The sequence below is a fragment of the Nocardia arthritidis genome (assembly GCF_011801145.1).
GTDB classification, from domain to species: Bacteria; Actinomycetota; Actinomycetes; order Mycobacteriales; family Mycobacteriaceae; genus Nocardia; species Nocardia arthritidis_A.
In genome coordinates this window covers 5376360-5390503 of the sequence record NZ_CP046172.1, presented here as the reverse complement: position 1 = coordinate 5390503, position 14144 = coordinate 5376360, and the positions used below count along the sequence as shown (strand labels likewise).

General features: G+C 66.0%; 11 protein-coding genes. 8 read left to right on the top strand and 3 right to left on the bottom strand.

Annotated features, from left to right (window positions below; all coding sequences use genetic code 11):
• Nucleotides 1-693 carry an aspartyl/asparaginyl beta-hydroxylase domain-containing protein gene (locus tag F5544_RS24160; RefSeq protein WP_167475307.1) on the top strand — a complete coding sequence of 231 codons (693 nt, stop codon included), beginning with the start codon at nt 1-3 and terminating at the stop codon, nt 691-693.
• A gap of 142 nt (nt 694-835) precedes the next feature.
• Here the strand turns inward: F5544_RS24160 and F5544_RS24155 are convergent, their stop codons facing one another.
• Together F5544_RS24155 and F5544_RS24150 are read right to left on the bottom strand one after the other, a co-directional pair.
• Nucleotides 836-2164: a DoxX family protein gene (locus F5544_RS24155; RefSeq protein ID WP_238846624.1), complete on the bottom strand. Its 1329-nt coding sequence runs from the start codon at nt 2162-2164 to the stop codon at nt 836-838.
• Complete coding sequence (locus F5544_RS24150) at nt 2161-2700, bottom strand: M15 family metallopeptidase (RefSeq protein ID WP_167475306.1); 540 nt, start codon at nt 2698-2700, stop codon at nt 2161-2163. The genes F5544_RS24155 and F5544_RS24150 overlap by 4 nt, the downstream gene beginning before the upstream one ends.
• Before the next feature lie 86 nt (nt 2701-2786).
• On the opposite strand from F5544_RS24150, the gene vanR-Sc reads away from it, so the two are divergent.
• The 6 genes from vanR-Sc to F5544_RS46505 all read left to right on the top strand — a co-directional run bounded on the left by vanR-Sc (nt 2787) and on the right by F5544_RS46505 (nt 10778).
• Nucleotides 2787-3464, top strand: coding sequence for a VanSc-type vancomycin resistance response regulator transcription factor VanR (gene vanR-Sc, locus F5544_RS24145; protein ID WP_167475305.1), 678 nt, complete (start codon nt 2787-2789; stop codon nt 3462-3464).
• 10 nt (nt 3465-3474) lie between these two features.
• On the top strand, nt 3475-4545 hold the full coding sequence (locus F5544_RS24140) for a sensor histidine kinase (RefSeq protein ID WP_275106963.1): 1071 nt from the start codon (nt 3475-3477) through the stop codon (nt 4543-4545).
• 613 nt (nt 4546-5158) lie between these two features.
• On the top strand, nt 5159-5653 hold the full coding sequence (locus F5544_RS24135) for a YbaB/EbfC family nucleoid-associated protein (RefSeq protein ID WP_167475303.1): 495 nt from the start codon (nt 5159-5161) through the stop codon (nt 5651-5653).
• Nucleotides 5650-5964, top strand: coding sequence for a WXG100 family type VII secretion target (locus F5544_RS24130; protein WP_167475302.1), 315 nt, complete (start codon nt 5650-5652; stop codon nt 5962-5964). Before F5544_RS24135 ends, F5544_RS24130 begins: the two co-directional genes overlap by 4 nt.
• A gap of 1 nt (nt 5965) precedes the next feature.
• Entirely contained in the window at nt 5966-7945 is a 1980-nt protein-coding gene (locus tag F5544_RS46510) for a hypothetical protein (protein WP_238846623.1), read from the top strand.
• Nucleotides 7946-9809: 1864 nt separating this feature from the next.
• On the top strand, nt 9810-10778 hold the full coding sequence (locus F5544_RS46505; protein WP_238846622.1) for a hypothetical protein: 969 nt from the start codon (nt 9810-9812) through the stop codon (nt 10776-10778).
• Nucleotides 10779-10784: 6 nt separating this feature from the next.
• Here F5544_RS46505 and F5544_RS46500 read toward each other — a convergent pair whose 3' ends face one another.
• On the bottom strand, nt 10785-10985 hold the full coding sequence (locus tag F5544_RS46500) for a helix-turn-helix domain-containing protein (RefSeq protein WP_238846621.1): 201 nt from the start codon (nt 10983-10985) through the stop codon (nt 10785-10787).
• A gap of 269 nt (nt 10986-11254) precedes the next feature.
• Between F5544_RS46500 and secA2 the strand changes: the two genes are divergently transcribed.
• The gene (gene secA2, locus F5544_RS24110; RefSeq protein WP_167475300.1) at nt 11255-13600 is read left to right on the top strand and encodes an accessory Sec system translocase SecA2; all 2346 of its coding nucleotides are present in this window, start codon (nt 11255-11257) and stop codon (nt 13598-13600) included.
• Nucleotides 13601-14144: the final 544 nt, after the last annotated feature.

Genomic DNA, 14144 nt, shown 5'->3' with positions numbered 1-14144 from the left:
ATGAGAGGTTCGCTCAGCCTCAACCAACCCTTGATCCGCAATGCGATCAACAGTTATTTCCTGCGCGCCAGCGGAAAGGAACATCGGTTCCGGATCATGTCGCCGTACAAACTCTTTCCGGAAGCGCGACAGCTGGAATCGCAATTCGACCAGATCAAAACGGAGGTGACCGAACTCATCGCCCGACGTAATCTGCCCCAATATCGTGATATCGATCCGGTCCGGGCGGCAGAGGTCTCCGACGACTGGCGGCTGTACTACGCCTACATGCTCGGGGTGCCGAATCCCAAGGCATACCAGGACTGTCCGACCATCGTCTCGTTCGCCGAACGTACACCGTGTGTGGTGAACGCGTTCATTTCGATCCTCGAACCCGGAGTCAAACTCAATGCACACAATGGTCCGTACGCCGGAATCCTTCGATATCACCTGGCGCTCAAGGTGCCGTCCACCAACCCACCCAGACTGCGGGTGGACACCGAATATCACACCTGGCGCGAGCGTGAGAGCGTGCTGATCGACGATACCTTCGAACACGAGGTGAGCAATGAAAGTGACGAAGACAGAATCGTCTTGATCATCGATATCCGACGCCCCATGGGTTTTCTGCGAGACAAGGTGAACCAGGCCAGTCTGCGCATGAAGCGCAAATGGTCCGATCAGTTCATCGGCCGCACCAACGGCGATATCTGACCTCCAGGTCCGCAATGCGTCGATCTCATCGAAGAACAACACCGGTGGACGCGGGCACCGGGCGCGGCCTCCGGCCACTGTTCGGGCGGTAACAACTCTGCAGGTCAGCATGCGCTGGAAGCTGATCGCTGTGCGCGAATCATCAAAGGTTCGGGCGGTTCTGTACCCAGTGGAATCCGGTGCTTCGTTGGGGGAAGGTGTCGGGGTCGATTCGGTCGAGGGTGATCGTCACCCGGTGGCCGTCCAATTCGCCTGTGAGCACGGCCTTTTCCGGTGCCGGTTGCTGGAATAGCAATGTACCCGACGTGGTCGGCGGTGTTCCTGCGGTGAGCCGGATTCGATGGTCGGCGACGTCGACGTCGACGGTTACCAGGGTGTCGTCCATCCGCTGGTAGGTGATTACCTGGGGATAGTCGAAAACAACCTTTTTCCAACGGGTTTCGTCGGTGGTGAGTGGTGGCGCCGGTTGGCCGTCGCGGGTGTACTCCGATACCGACCAGATGCCGTACAGCGGAGGTTTGGGGCGGTCGGGTCCACCGGTACGCCACGCGTGCCAACCGCCCTGCACCAGCGCCACCGTGGTCCAGATGGCGAGCGCCGCCTGCGCCAGCGCCGCGATACGCCGGGATCTCTTGGCATGGAACGGATACGGGACGTCGGAAGGGCCGGTGGTGCGGTTCAACAGCAGTACTCGCGTCAGCCGTCGTGCTTCGGGTGCCAACAGCAGAAGTGACATCAGCAGCAAGTGCGAGGACGAAATCTTTTCCGGCACATCGAAGGTCATGTTCAGCACGAAGATTTGAAGCGTATCGATCATGGCCAGCAGCGCGCCGAGCAGTGCGGCTCGCGGAATGAAGAGCAGGATCGCCGCGGTGATTTCCGCGGCGCCGAGCAGCATTTCGTACGGTCGCGAAACACCTACCTGCGACCACAGCACGGCCATCGGGGTGAAATCACCGTACGGGGTGAGCAGCCTGGTCAGCGACGGCTGCGGCATCTGGGTCGGAATCGCTTTGGCGAAGCCGAAACTCAGCATCTGACCGGCCAGCGACAGCCGGATGCCGAGCAGAAACCAGCCCGTGAGCGTGCGATATTGCGTGCGGCGCCGGTCCAGTATCGACCACACCGCGGCCCCCGTCACCGCCACCACCAGGATGCAGAACAGCAGCACCCAGAAGATGGTCTGATCACCGACACCGTTCGAATACAGCTGCGCGGTAACGCCGAATACGTGCCGGCTCACCCAATTCAGGGCGGGCTGCGCTTTCCGGATGGGCCAGAGCGACGCGCCCTGCCCGAGCCGGCGGCCGAACCATCCGGTGAACACGAACACGATCGGCGGAGTGAGTAGGCAGAACAAGCCGAAGTACAGGAAACAGAATCGGAAAGCGATGCGGGTGAACGGTTTCCGCCGCGCCGGAACGAGCGTCACCTCGGCGGCTCGGGCTTCGGCCAACGACGCGCCGGTCACTTTCGCATCCTCGGATCGTGTGCGGGGTCGGGATACATGGGAGGGCAACCACATTCGCTCGCTTCCGGGCGAAATTCGTAGTGCCAGGGCTCGTTGCGATAGATCTGGCACAGTCCGTAGCCTGCGCCGTGCTCGGATAGCCACACCCTGGCGTCGAAGCCGAGATCGACCGCATCGCCGGATACGTGCGCGGATGCGTCGGCGGTGGCGACCCACCGGGCGGCTTCGGCCTCGGAGCCGTACCTCGCGACCGCCGCACGACGAAGTCGATTCTGGTAGGCCGGAGAACGCCATCCGCTGTTGACGTAGAACTGGATGCCCGCGTCGGTCGCCGCCTCGCGCAGGGCGCGCAGCAGCGCCGGATTGAGGTTGGCTATGGCGGGATATTCGTTGTCGAACACCGTGACGCCGCGGGGGATCGCGCCGTCCGCCACGGCAATCCTATTGCCGCGCAAGGGTATCCATGACGAGCGGTAGGTGCGGGTTTTGATGATGGTCGCGACCACGCCGGTGGGCCTGCGAGTTGTCTGACTCATGCGGCCAGTCAAGGCAATGCGGTGTTGCCGGCCCGTATGTGATTTTCGGTATGCCGACGATATGCGCGCGCTCGTAGCATCCGGATATGCGAGTCTTGGTTGTCGAGGACGAACCCTATATGGCGGAGGCCATTCGCGATGGCCTGCGTCTGGAAGCGATCGCGGCCGATATCGCCGGTGACGGCGACACCGCACTGGAACTACTGAGCGTCAACGCCTACGACATCGCCGTCCTCGACCGCGACATTCCCGGACCCTCCGGTGACGAGATCGCCGAACACGTCGTCGCCTCCGGCAGCGGTATGCCGATCCTGATGCTCACCGCCGCGGACCGGCTCGACGACAAGGCATCCGGATTCGAACTCGGCGCCGACGACTACCTCACCAAACCGTTCGAACTCCGCGAACTCGTGCTGCGGTTGCGAGCTCTCGACCGCAGGCGCGGTCACCGCAGGCCGCCGGTGCGGGAGATCGCGGGCCTGCGGCTGGACCCGTTCCGCCGCGAGGTCTACCGCGACGGCCGCTACGTCGCGCTCACCCGCAAACAGTTCGCGGTGCTGGAAGTCCTGATGGCGGCGGAAGGGGGAGTCGTCAGCGCCGAGGAACTCCTGGAGCGGGCGTGGGATGAGAACGCCGACCCGTTCACCAACGCCGTGCGCATCACGGTCTCGGCACTGCGCAAACGCCTCGGCGAACCCTGGATCATCGCCACCGTCGCGGGCGTCGGCTACCGCATCGACACCGAGCGCGCGGTTCGTGGCTAGGGCGCCCGGGTTGAGCGTTCGGCTCAAACTGACCCTCAGCTACGCCGGATTCCTCATGCTCGCAGGCGTTTTGCTGCTCGCCGCGGTGTGGGCGTTCCTGCTGCGGGGCGTGCCCGCCGGCAATCTCGTTCCGCACCTCGCCAATATCCGGCGCGTCTTCGACCCGACCAACTTCGGACCGAGCGTATTCGGCACGGCGGTGGCGGTCGCGCTGGTGTTCCTGCTGATGTTCGGGCTCGTTGGCGGGTGGATTCTCGCCGGGCGCATGCTCGCCCCGCTGACCCGTATCACGGAGGCCACCCGGATGACCGCCGACGGGTCGCTCTCGCATCGGATCCGGCTGCCGGGCCGCGGCGACGAATTCCGTGAACTCGCCGACAGTTTCGACGCCATGCTCGAAAAACTGGAAGCCCATGTCGCCGAACAGCGCAGGTTCGCGGCCAACGCTTCCCACGAACTGCGCACCCCGCTGGCGATCACCCGAACCCTGCTGGACGTCGCCCGTCGAGATCCGAAGCGCGACAGCGACGAACTCATCGAGCGGCTCCGCGCCGTCAACGCGCGAGCGATCGAACTCACCGAGGCATTGCTCCTGCTCAGCCGCGCCGACCAGCGGTCATTCGCCCGGGAGCGCGTCGACCTGTCCCTCATGGCGGAGGAAGCCGCCGAAACGCTGCTCCCGCTGGCGGAGAAGCACGGCGTCACCATCGAAACCTCCGGATCCATCTGCCCCGCCGTCGGTTCACCCGCACTCCTACTGCAGATGACGATGAATCTTCTGCACAATGCCATCGTCCACAACCTTCCCGAACACGGCCGCGTGCGGGTCGACACCGCCATCGGACCCGGATCCGTCCTGCTGACCATCGAAAACACCGGAGAGGAACTCGCCGCGGGACTCGTCGCCACGCTCACCGAACCGTTCCGGCGCGGCACCGAACGCATCCGCGGCGATCATGCGGGTGTGGGCCTCGGGTTGGCCATCGTCAAAAGTATCGTTCAAGCACACGATGGGACACTCGCTCTCAACGCGCGGGGCGGGGGCGGGCTGCGCGTGACGGTGGAGCTGCCGGTCCGCTGATCTGTAGCGGATTACGTTGTTCGCGCGTGTCTTTCGGCTTCTCGTGGGTGCAATAGTCAGCGCGGGAAGCGAATTGCTGTGTGCGGACTTCGAAATCGACGGGCTCGCTGATGGGTTGCGCTACTACGACGACGGAATCGCACTGGCCGGGCCGCGTGGCGTATTGGCATGCGGCGCTGCGGTCTCAAGCGCGTGAAGCGAATTGCTGTGGGCGGACTTCGAACCGACGGGCTCGTCGTTGGGTTGCGCTACTACGACGACGGGGATCGCGCTGGCTTGGCCGCGTGGCGTATTGGCATGCGGTGGTGCGGTCCTAAGTCGGCGTGGGAGGCCAATTACTGTGCGTGAACGTCGGATCGACGGGCTCGCTGATGGGTTGCGCTACTACGACGACGGGTTCGCCTCGGCCTGACCGCGTGGCGCGTTGGTATGCGGCGCTGCGGTCCCACCCGCGTTGTTCCCGCGTAGCTTTCAGTTTCTCGCGTAACCAATCGCATGCGCGGGATCGCTGTGCGCGAATCGCGGGCGGGCGAGCCGCGGTGAATTCGATGGAACCGATTGCGGTTCGGTTGCGTCGGTATAGGTTGACGGATCTCTCGGAACGGGGGCACGGATGGACGCCAGCGCAAGGGGCGCGTCGGAGGCGCGCAACGAGGTATTGGGCGACCGGATTCAGGTGCTGCTGGCGCAGTTCGAGCAACAGCGGCGCGAAATCGCCGAGGCCAGGGCGCGGGTGGCGGCGATGACGGCGGAGGCCTGGTCGCCGGACCGGCTGGTGCGGGTGGTGTGCGATGCGTCCGGGGTGCCGAAGGAGGTCCATCTGGTTCCGGAGGCGTTCAAGCGTTCGACGCCGGAAAAGCTGGGCCGGGCAATAGCCCGGGCGGCGCGAGCGGCCGCGGCGCTGGCCGAGGAGCGGTCCCGGGCCGCGTTCGCGGCGAGCACGGATATCGCGGACGCGGCGCCCGACCTGCCCGACCTGGTGCCCGGCGCTCCCGGGATCAAGGAACTCTTCCAGGAGATGCTGCCGGATAGTTCGCAGCCGCAGCCGCAGGTCATCGATGAGGACGAGTACTACCGCACCGGTTCATACCTGAGGGACGTACGATGACCAGCCTCGACGTCGATCCGGAAGCCTTGCGGCGCACCAGTTCTCGCTTCGACGATGCCGCCAGCACGGTCGCGGCCGCGCTGACGAAACTGCGGCAGACGCTCGACGCCGGAGGCGAATGCTGGGGTACCGATGCGGCGGGGCAGGCGTTCGCGAAAAACTATGAGCAGGCCGCCGAAGCCGGATTGAAAAGTATCGATGGCCTGGCCGGTGTATTCACGAAACTCGGTGCGGCCGTTGTGAAAGTCGCCGACGGCATGCAGTCGCGGGATGCCGTCAACGCCGCCGCGACCAACGGGCTCGCGACCTGATATGGGTATCGAGATTCCAGACTCCCTGCGCTCTGCTGCGAAACTGGTTGTCGAAGAGGGGGATTGGCCGCAGGGCGACGAGACCGCGATGCGGCGCGCCGCGGCGGCCTGGCAGGAGATGGCCACCGCGCTCGACGGCAGCGAAACCGATTCCGAGCGGCTGATGCGCGATGTGTTCGCCGCGCTCAGCGAGGGCAAGACCCACGACGGGTTGGCCGAATACTGGAAACGGATCGGGGGCGATCAGGGCGCGTTGCACAGTCTCGTCGAAAAAGGCCATGCGCTCAGCGAGAACCTGGGGGATGGCGCCAGCGATATCGAGCACACCAAACTGGTGATCATCGGTGTGCTCACCAGTTTCGCCACACAGGCGTCGGCGGCGCTGTCACAGTCGGAGAAGCTGTCCGCGGCGGCGGAGGCGGCCCGAAAGGCCACCCAGGTCACCATCAAGATGGCGATGCGTGAACTCGTCCAACGCATGCAGTCCCGCACGGTAGCCGGCGGCATCTCGAACGACGACTGGCAGCGCCTCGGATCGAGCGCCTTGACCACTGATATCGACGCCGTCGCCGACACCTCGTCCACGGTTCGTCCCGCGGACAAGTCCGCGTCGATGGTCGCGGGCGACGTGATGTCGGCGAGCCGCACCGAAAATCTCACCGGCGCGAAGCCGTCTACGGAACGCACCGTATCCGACACGGAAACCACTGCGGCGCAGCACGATTCAACTGGCCAGCACGGGGCGGACACTGATACACCGCCGGAGAAGCTCGTCGCCACCAGCCGCATATCGACGACACCCGATCACCCCACCGCCACCGTGAACCAATCCGTTCCCGAAACCAAGCCACTCCAGGACACGCCGGTGAATCCGGCAAACCAGTCCACTGGCCCGGACACAACCAGATACGGATCGCTGGACCTGCCGGAAGTCGTCCACCCGACGAGCACGAACACACCGGCCGACTCCGCACCGACCAGCACACAGCCCACTGCACACGACGCCCCCACCACCGCCGAAACACAACGCGGCACCCCACCCCGACCACCCCCAACCGCACCAGGAAACCCCACCAACCCAACACCCGACAACCACGGAACCCACACCACGGCAAAACAATCCGACACCCACCAGCCCGAACCCACCCTCACCCCCAAGCCCCGACCCAGCCCAACGCCCAAGCGTCGCAACACCACAACCGAGTGTTCCGGTTCAGCCGAGCAGCCCGAGTCACCCGAGCGTCCCGGTTCAGCCGAGTACCCCGGTCCAACCGAGCGTCCCGGCGCAGCCGAGCACCCCGGCACAGCCGACTACCCCGACCCAACCGAGCGTCCCGACGCAGCCGGGCGTTCCGGGGCACCCGAGCAGCCCGGGTCACCCGAGCGTCCCGGCTCAGCCGAGCGCTCCGGTCCAGCCGAGTACTCTGGTCCAGCCGAGTACTCCGGTCCAGCCGAGTACTCCGGTCCAGCCGAGTACTCCGGTCCAGCCGAGTACTCCGGTCCAGCCGAGTACTCCGGTCCAGCCGAGCACCCCGGCACAGCCGACTACCCCGACCCAACCGAGCGTCCCGACCCAACCGAGCGTCCCGACCCAACCGAGCGTCCCGACGCAGCCGAGCGTTCCGGGTCACCCGGCTACCCCGGCTCAGCCGAGCATCTTGATTCAGCCGAGTGTTCCGGGTCAGTCGACTACCCCGGTCCAGCCGAGTGTTCCAGTGCAGCCGAGCGTTCCGGGTCACCTGAGTACCCCGGCTCAGCCGACTACCCCGACGCAGCCGAGCGTCCCGGCTCAGCCGAGCATCTTGGTTCAGTCGAGCAATCCGGGTCAGCCGAGCGTTCCGGGCCAGTCGAGCGCCCCGGGCCAGCCGACTACCCCAGTGCAGCCGAGTGTTCCGGCTCAGTCGAGCCTCCCGGTTCAGCCGACGACCCCGGCCCAGCCCAGCGCCCCGGCGCAGCCGAGCGTTCCAGGTCACCCGAGTAGCTCGGGTCAGCCGACTACCCCGCCCCAGTCGAGTGTTCCGGTTCAGCCGAGCAGCCCGGTTCAACCGACTACCCCGGCGCAGCCGAATGTCCCTGGTCAGCCGAGCAGTCCGGTTCAGCCGAGTGCTCTGGGTCAGTCGAGTGTTCCGGCTCAGTCGAGCAGCCCGGTTCAGCCGACGACCCCGGCGCAGCCGAGCGTTCCAGGTCACCCGAGTAGCTCGGGTCAGCCGACTACCCCGCCCCAGCCGAGTGTTCCGGCTGAGCCGAGCAGCCCGGTTCAGCCAACTACTCCGGCGCAGCCGAATGTCCCTGGTCAGCCGAGCAGTCCGGTTCAGCCGAGTGCTCCGGGTCAGTCGAGCCTCCCGGTTCAGTCGACTACCCCGGCCCAGCCCAGCGTTCCGGCGCAGCCGAGCCTTCCGGCCCAGCCGAGCGTTCCGAGTCACCCCAGTAGCCCAGGTCAGCCGACTACCCCGCCCCAGCCGAGTGTGCCGGTCCAGCCGAGCGTTCCGGTTCAGCCGAGCACTCCGACCCAACCGAGCACCCCGAGTCAGCCCATCATCCACCCCACCCCGGCGCGCTCCGAAATAACAACCACCCCAACCCATCCCGGCACCCCTCAAACGACAGACGGCAACCCTGCGGTATCTCACCGCCCGTCAACCGACGCGCCTGTGCCAACGCAGACCGGCGTACCGCAACGTACGGAAGCCGCCCCTGTCCAGGCCCGTCCGTCAACCGACGCGCCCGCGCCGATACAGACCAGCGCTCCCCAGCGCACTGACGCCATCCCCGTACAGGCCAGGCTGTCATCGGGAGCCGATTCGCCCGCCGCGCCGACGAATTCCGGCACGCCACAGCGAACGGATATGGTCGCAGCGCCAGCCAGTATGCCAAGAACCGAAACACCAACCACACCAACGAGTCCCACCACCCCGCCGCGAGCCGACGTTGCCCCGGTTCCGGCTCGTGTGCCGGATTCGCCTGTCGCACCGGCGACCCCAGGCTCGTCGCAGCGACCAGATGCCGCTCCGGTGAGGGTGGCGGCCGGATCTGAAACACCCACGGCACCGGCGAACCCCAGCGCGCCAGCGCGACACGACACGATTTCCGCTCCGGCTCGGCTGCCATCTGGATCGGAATCGCCTGCCGCGTCGTCGCATTCGGGTGTGTCGCAGCGCAGTGACGTCGGTTCGGGTCCGGGTCGTGTGACGTCTGGTTCGGAAGTACCTGTCGTGACGTCGCATTCGGGTGCGCCGCTGCGAACGGACTCCGGTCCGGCCCTGACCGGTCTGCCGACGAGGTCTGATGTGCCGACGCAAGCCCCTTCGAATGCACCGCAACGTACGGACTCTGGTCCTGTCCCGGTGCGGCTGTCGAGTGGCGTCGAGACACCTTCCGCGCCGACTCAACCTGGTACGCCGCAACGGGTCGAGGCGAGTCCTGTCGCACCTCAGCCGTCCTCTCCTGTCGCACAGGTCTATTCGGGTGTACCGCAACGCCTCGATACAGGTCATATCCCGTCTCGCTCGACAACCGGATTCGAATCGTCTGGTGTGCCAACGAGTTTTGCAGCACCACAGCGGACAGAGGTCGCGGCGCCTCCGATGCCGGTGCGAAACGAAGCGTCGTATACCGCAACGCACGAGGGTTCACCGCGTTCCGAGCTCGGTGCGGCACAACCAGGGCGGCAGGAAATACCGCAATCCGGCAACCCGCGGCGTTCCGAGAACGTTTCGGTGGTGCCGTCGGCAGCGCACGGCGAATCTACCTCAGCCGCAGAACGATCCGAGGGCGCGGATTCGGCAGCTGAGCAGGCGGCCGACGGTGCGAATCATGAAGCGTCGCAGCCGGTTCTGGTTCCGTTCATGGTGTCGGCACCGTATTTCGGCGGCATCCCGGATGGTGCGCGACCCGGTTCCCCACGGCATCACCGGCCCGGTTCGGATCACCGCGAATCACCGCCCGACACAGCCGAGAACAGGTTGAAGCTGCCCCTCGAGGCCAGGTCGTACTACGCCAATTCCGACTATTACGACCCGATGATGGAGTGGGAGTACGCGCGCAACCGAGGTATCGGACCTGAGCACGCGGATATCCGCGCGGCCCGAATCGACGAGTTCCCCGAGCTGGTGAATGTCTCCGATGCCGAAATAGAGCTCATCGGCCGAAATATGTCCGCCTCGTTCAACAACCTGCTGAATCAGGCCACCCGAGGCGGCGACGAATCCTTGCTCGAAAGGTACGACATCGAGATCCGCACGCTGGTCGGCGCATACAACAAGCTGCCCGATCACATCGGGACGGTCTACCGGTCGATGCGGATCGATGATCCGGCCGAGTTGGATGTCTTCCTGGAGGCGTACCGGAGCGGAAATGTCGTACGCGACAGCGGGTTCTCCTGTGGCGACAAACTGGCGGCGATGGCGGGAAATGTCGAGCTGATCATCAATTCCCGTCACGGCAAGGATATTTCGTGGGCGAGTGATGAGCGCGATGAGGTGGTTTTCCCGCCGGGAACCCGCTTCCGGGTCGAATCGGTCGTGCCCGGCGATACGCGGATCTACATCCACCTGGACGAGCTCGGAAGGAATCCGGATGCCTATCAGCCCCGAGGATTGGGCGACGATCACGCGAAAAGTGCTGGAGCGCAACATGACACTGCCCCCGCAGCGGCAAGCGGCGATCGATCGGGCGATGGCGACGATCGAGGCGATGGAGGCGAACGGACGACGCCCGGCGACCGAGGACCAGATGCGGATCTGGCAGGCATGGACGGCTTCGGAACTGCGCCGGATCGGCCGCGACGAACCGGGACGTCGCTGAACCTGCCGTGAACGCGCTCAGTCCGGCGGCAGGTCGAAGACCGCGCGACGTTGCAGCCGATGCCGCTGCAGGGCCCACCAAAGTTCCAGTGCGACAGCGGGTTTGCGTAGGTCGACGCCGGTGAGCGCATGGTACCGATCGATCCGGTATCGAATGGTGTTGGGATGGACGATCAATCGCCGCGCGGTGGATTCGATGCTGTCGAGGTAGTGCTGCAACGTATCGAGATACAGTTCGGGCGTATCGGTCCGGTGCAGCGGGTCCAGATAGCGCCGGACCAGGATGTCGCCGATCTCGACGTCGCCGAGCCGCGGTAGCGGGCCGAGATCGGCGAGTTCGTGGCGGTCGGTGCGCCCGAACGCCGCCGCGGTGTGCAGCGCGCGCGTCGAGACGTCGCCAGTGGGGTCGTTTGGTGAACCCGCCTGTCGCCGAGGGTATGTTCGGACATCCGGTCAGTTGTTGCGCAGCGGTGAGGTCAGGTCTGGCGATGGGCAGTAGGGGCGATGGCGTGTGGCAGCGGGTGCGGCGGCTCATCGAGCGGCCCGGCACCGAGAACGTGCTGCGCTACCGGCGGGTGGTCGCGGCGGCGGGCGAGCGCGCGGACGTGCTGCGCGCACTGTCCGACGACGAGCTGACGGCGGCGGCCGAGCGGCTGCGCACGACGCCGGACCGGCCGTTCGACCGGGACGAGTTCGCCGAGGTGTGCGCGCTCGGCCGGGAGGCGGCGCGCCGGACCTTGGGCGAGACACCGTTCGACGTCCAGCTGATCGGCGTGGTCGCGCTGCTCAACGGATACGTCGTCGAGATGGCGACCGGTGAGGGCAAAACGTTGACCGGCGCACTGGCCGCGGCCGGATTCGCGCTACAGGGCAGGCGGGTGCACGTGGTGTCGGTGAACGACTACCTGGCCCGCCGCGACGCGGAATGGATGCGCGACCTGTACGCGATGCTCGGCGTCTCGGTCGGTTGGGTGGATCAGCAGGCCGACTGGGCGGACCGGCGGGCGGCGTACACCTGCGACGTGACCTACGTGTCGGTGAGCGAGGTCGGTTTCGACGTGCTGCGCGACCGGTTGCGCACGGACCCCGCGGAGGTGGTGCTGCCCGCGCCGGACGTGGTGATCGTCGACGAGGCCGACTCGGTGATGGTCGACGAGGCGACGGTGCCGCTGGTGCTGGCGGGCGATGTCGACCGCGGGCGCAACGAGATCACCTTCGCCCGGCTCGTGCGCGAGCTCACCACTGGGGAGCACTACGAGGTCGACGGCGACCGGCGCAACGTCTTTCTCACCGACGCCGGAATCGACCTGGTCCAGCACCGGCTCGGCGGCGTCGACCTGTACACCGACACGCACGCCGAACTGCTCACCAAGGTACAGCTCGCACTGCACGCCAGGGCGCTGCTGCACCGCGATGTCGACTACCTGGTCCGCGATGGCAAGGTGCAGCTGATCAATGTCGCCCGCGGCCGGGTGGCGCTGCTGCAGCGCTGGCCCGACGGATTGCAGGCGGCGGTGGAGGCCAAGGAAGGGCTCGCCGCCAGCCCGACCGGCGAGGTGCTCGACTCGATCCTGGTGCAGGCGTTGATCGGTCGCTATCGCACGGTGTGCGGGATGAGCGGAACCGCGGTGGCCGTCGCCGATCAGCTGGCGGAGTTCTACCGGCTGAAGACCGGACGCGTCCCGATGAACGTGCCGTGCGTGCGCGACGACGAGCCCGACCGGATGTACGCGACCATGGCGCAGAAGCAGGCCGCGATCGTCGAGTACGTGCGCACCGTGCACGAGACCGGAAGACCGGTCCTGCTGGGCACTTTGAGCGTTGCCGAATCCGAGCTGATCGCGGGCATGCTGGCCGAGGCGGGTATCGACGGCGTGGTGCTCAATGCGAAGAACGATGCCGAGGAGGCCGGAATCATCGCTCGCGCAGGCGAATTCGGGCGGGTGACGATTTCGACGCAGATGGCGGGCCGCGGCACCGATATTCGGCTCGGCTCGGTGGACGGCGCGGGCCGCGAGCGCGTTGCCGAACTCGGCGGGCTGTGTGTGGTCGGCTCGGGGCATTACCACACGAGCAGGCTCGACGATCAGCTGCGCGGCCGCTCCGGACGTCAGGGCGATCCCGGCAGTTCGGTCTTCTTCACCAGCATGGAAGACGATGTGCTGGTACACCTTCCGGATGCCCGGCGCCGGGTCGAGGCCGGCGAGGACGGGCGGGTGCGCTCCGCGCGGGCCCGGCGGGCCATGGCACACGCCCAGCGGGTCGCCGAGGGTGTGCACCTCGAGATCCACCGCGACACCTGGCGCTACCACAACCTGATCAATATCCAGCGCGAGGTCGTCCTCGACCACCGCCATCAGGTGCTGACGGGTGACGAGGCGCCGCGGCGACTGCGCGAACTGTGCTCGGAACGATACGAGCTACTGCTGGAGACGGCGGGGGCGGAAGCGCTGAGCGATACCGCGAGGGCGATCGTGCTCTACCACCTGGACCGCTGTTGGAGCGAACATCTGGCATACCTGGCCGATGTGCGCGAGGGAATTCACCTGCGCGCCTTGGGACGGGAGACCCCCATCGACGAATTCCACCGCATCGCGGTCGCCGAATTCAGCGAATTCCTACCGGAAGCATATCGGCGCTCGGCCGAGACATTCGATCGGGTCGAAATCACCGACGACGGTGCGGATCTCGAAGCGCTCGGCCTGAAACGCCCCACCTCGACCTGGACGTATCTGATCAACGACAACCCGTTCGGCACACCGGAAGAGCGTTTCCGGGATTTCTTGGGCGGGATTGTTCGCGATGGCCAGAGCAAATTGGGAATGCCGAGCTGAGTCGCCGGATATGTCCGGTCCGCTGGGACCCCTGTCACGCACGTGTTGGTGCGGCCGCCGATCGGCCCGTCGGCGGGTTTTTCCGGCGCGCCGCGAGGTATACCGGAATTGGATGACCGACCGGGACGAATACCCCGGTCACGGGGCGACACATCGGCCGTAATGATCGAATATCGCGGTGTGACCGCCGGGTTCTGCCAAGATGAGGCCTGAACTATTCCTTTAGCAGCTATTTCGGGTAGCCGCTGCCCGGCCGGTCGACGCAACGGACGGCCGGGCGCAGCGGCCGAGGATCCGGGAGGAGCCAGGCGCATGCGGGTAACGGGAAGGAAGGCGCCGACCGTAGCGGAATCGGTCTATTCGTCGGGGTGGTCGTCGACGGAATGCGGTACCCGCCCCCGGCATTGCCTACCGAGATCGTAGCTTTCTGACGGCCGCACGGCGGAACTGACCGACCGGTTCGCGGCCGTATGTATCGGCGTATCGCCGAGAATCGTTTTCGCACACCGGATTTGCTCTGTCTTTTTCCGATGCGGAGGTATCA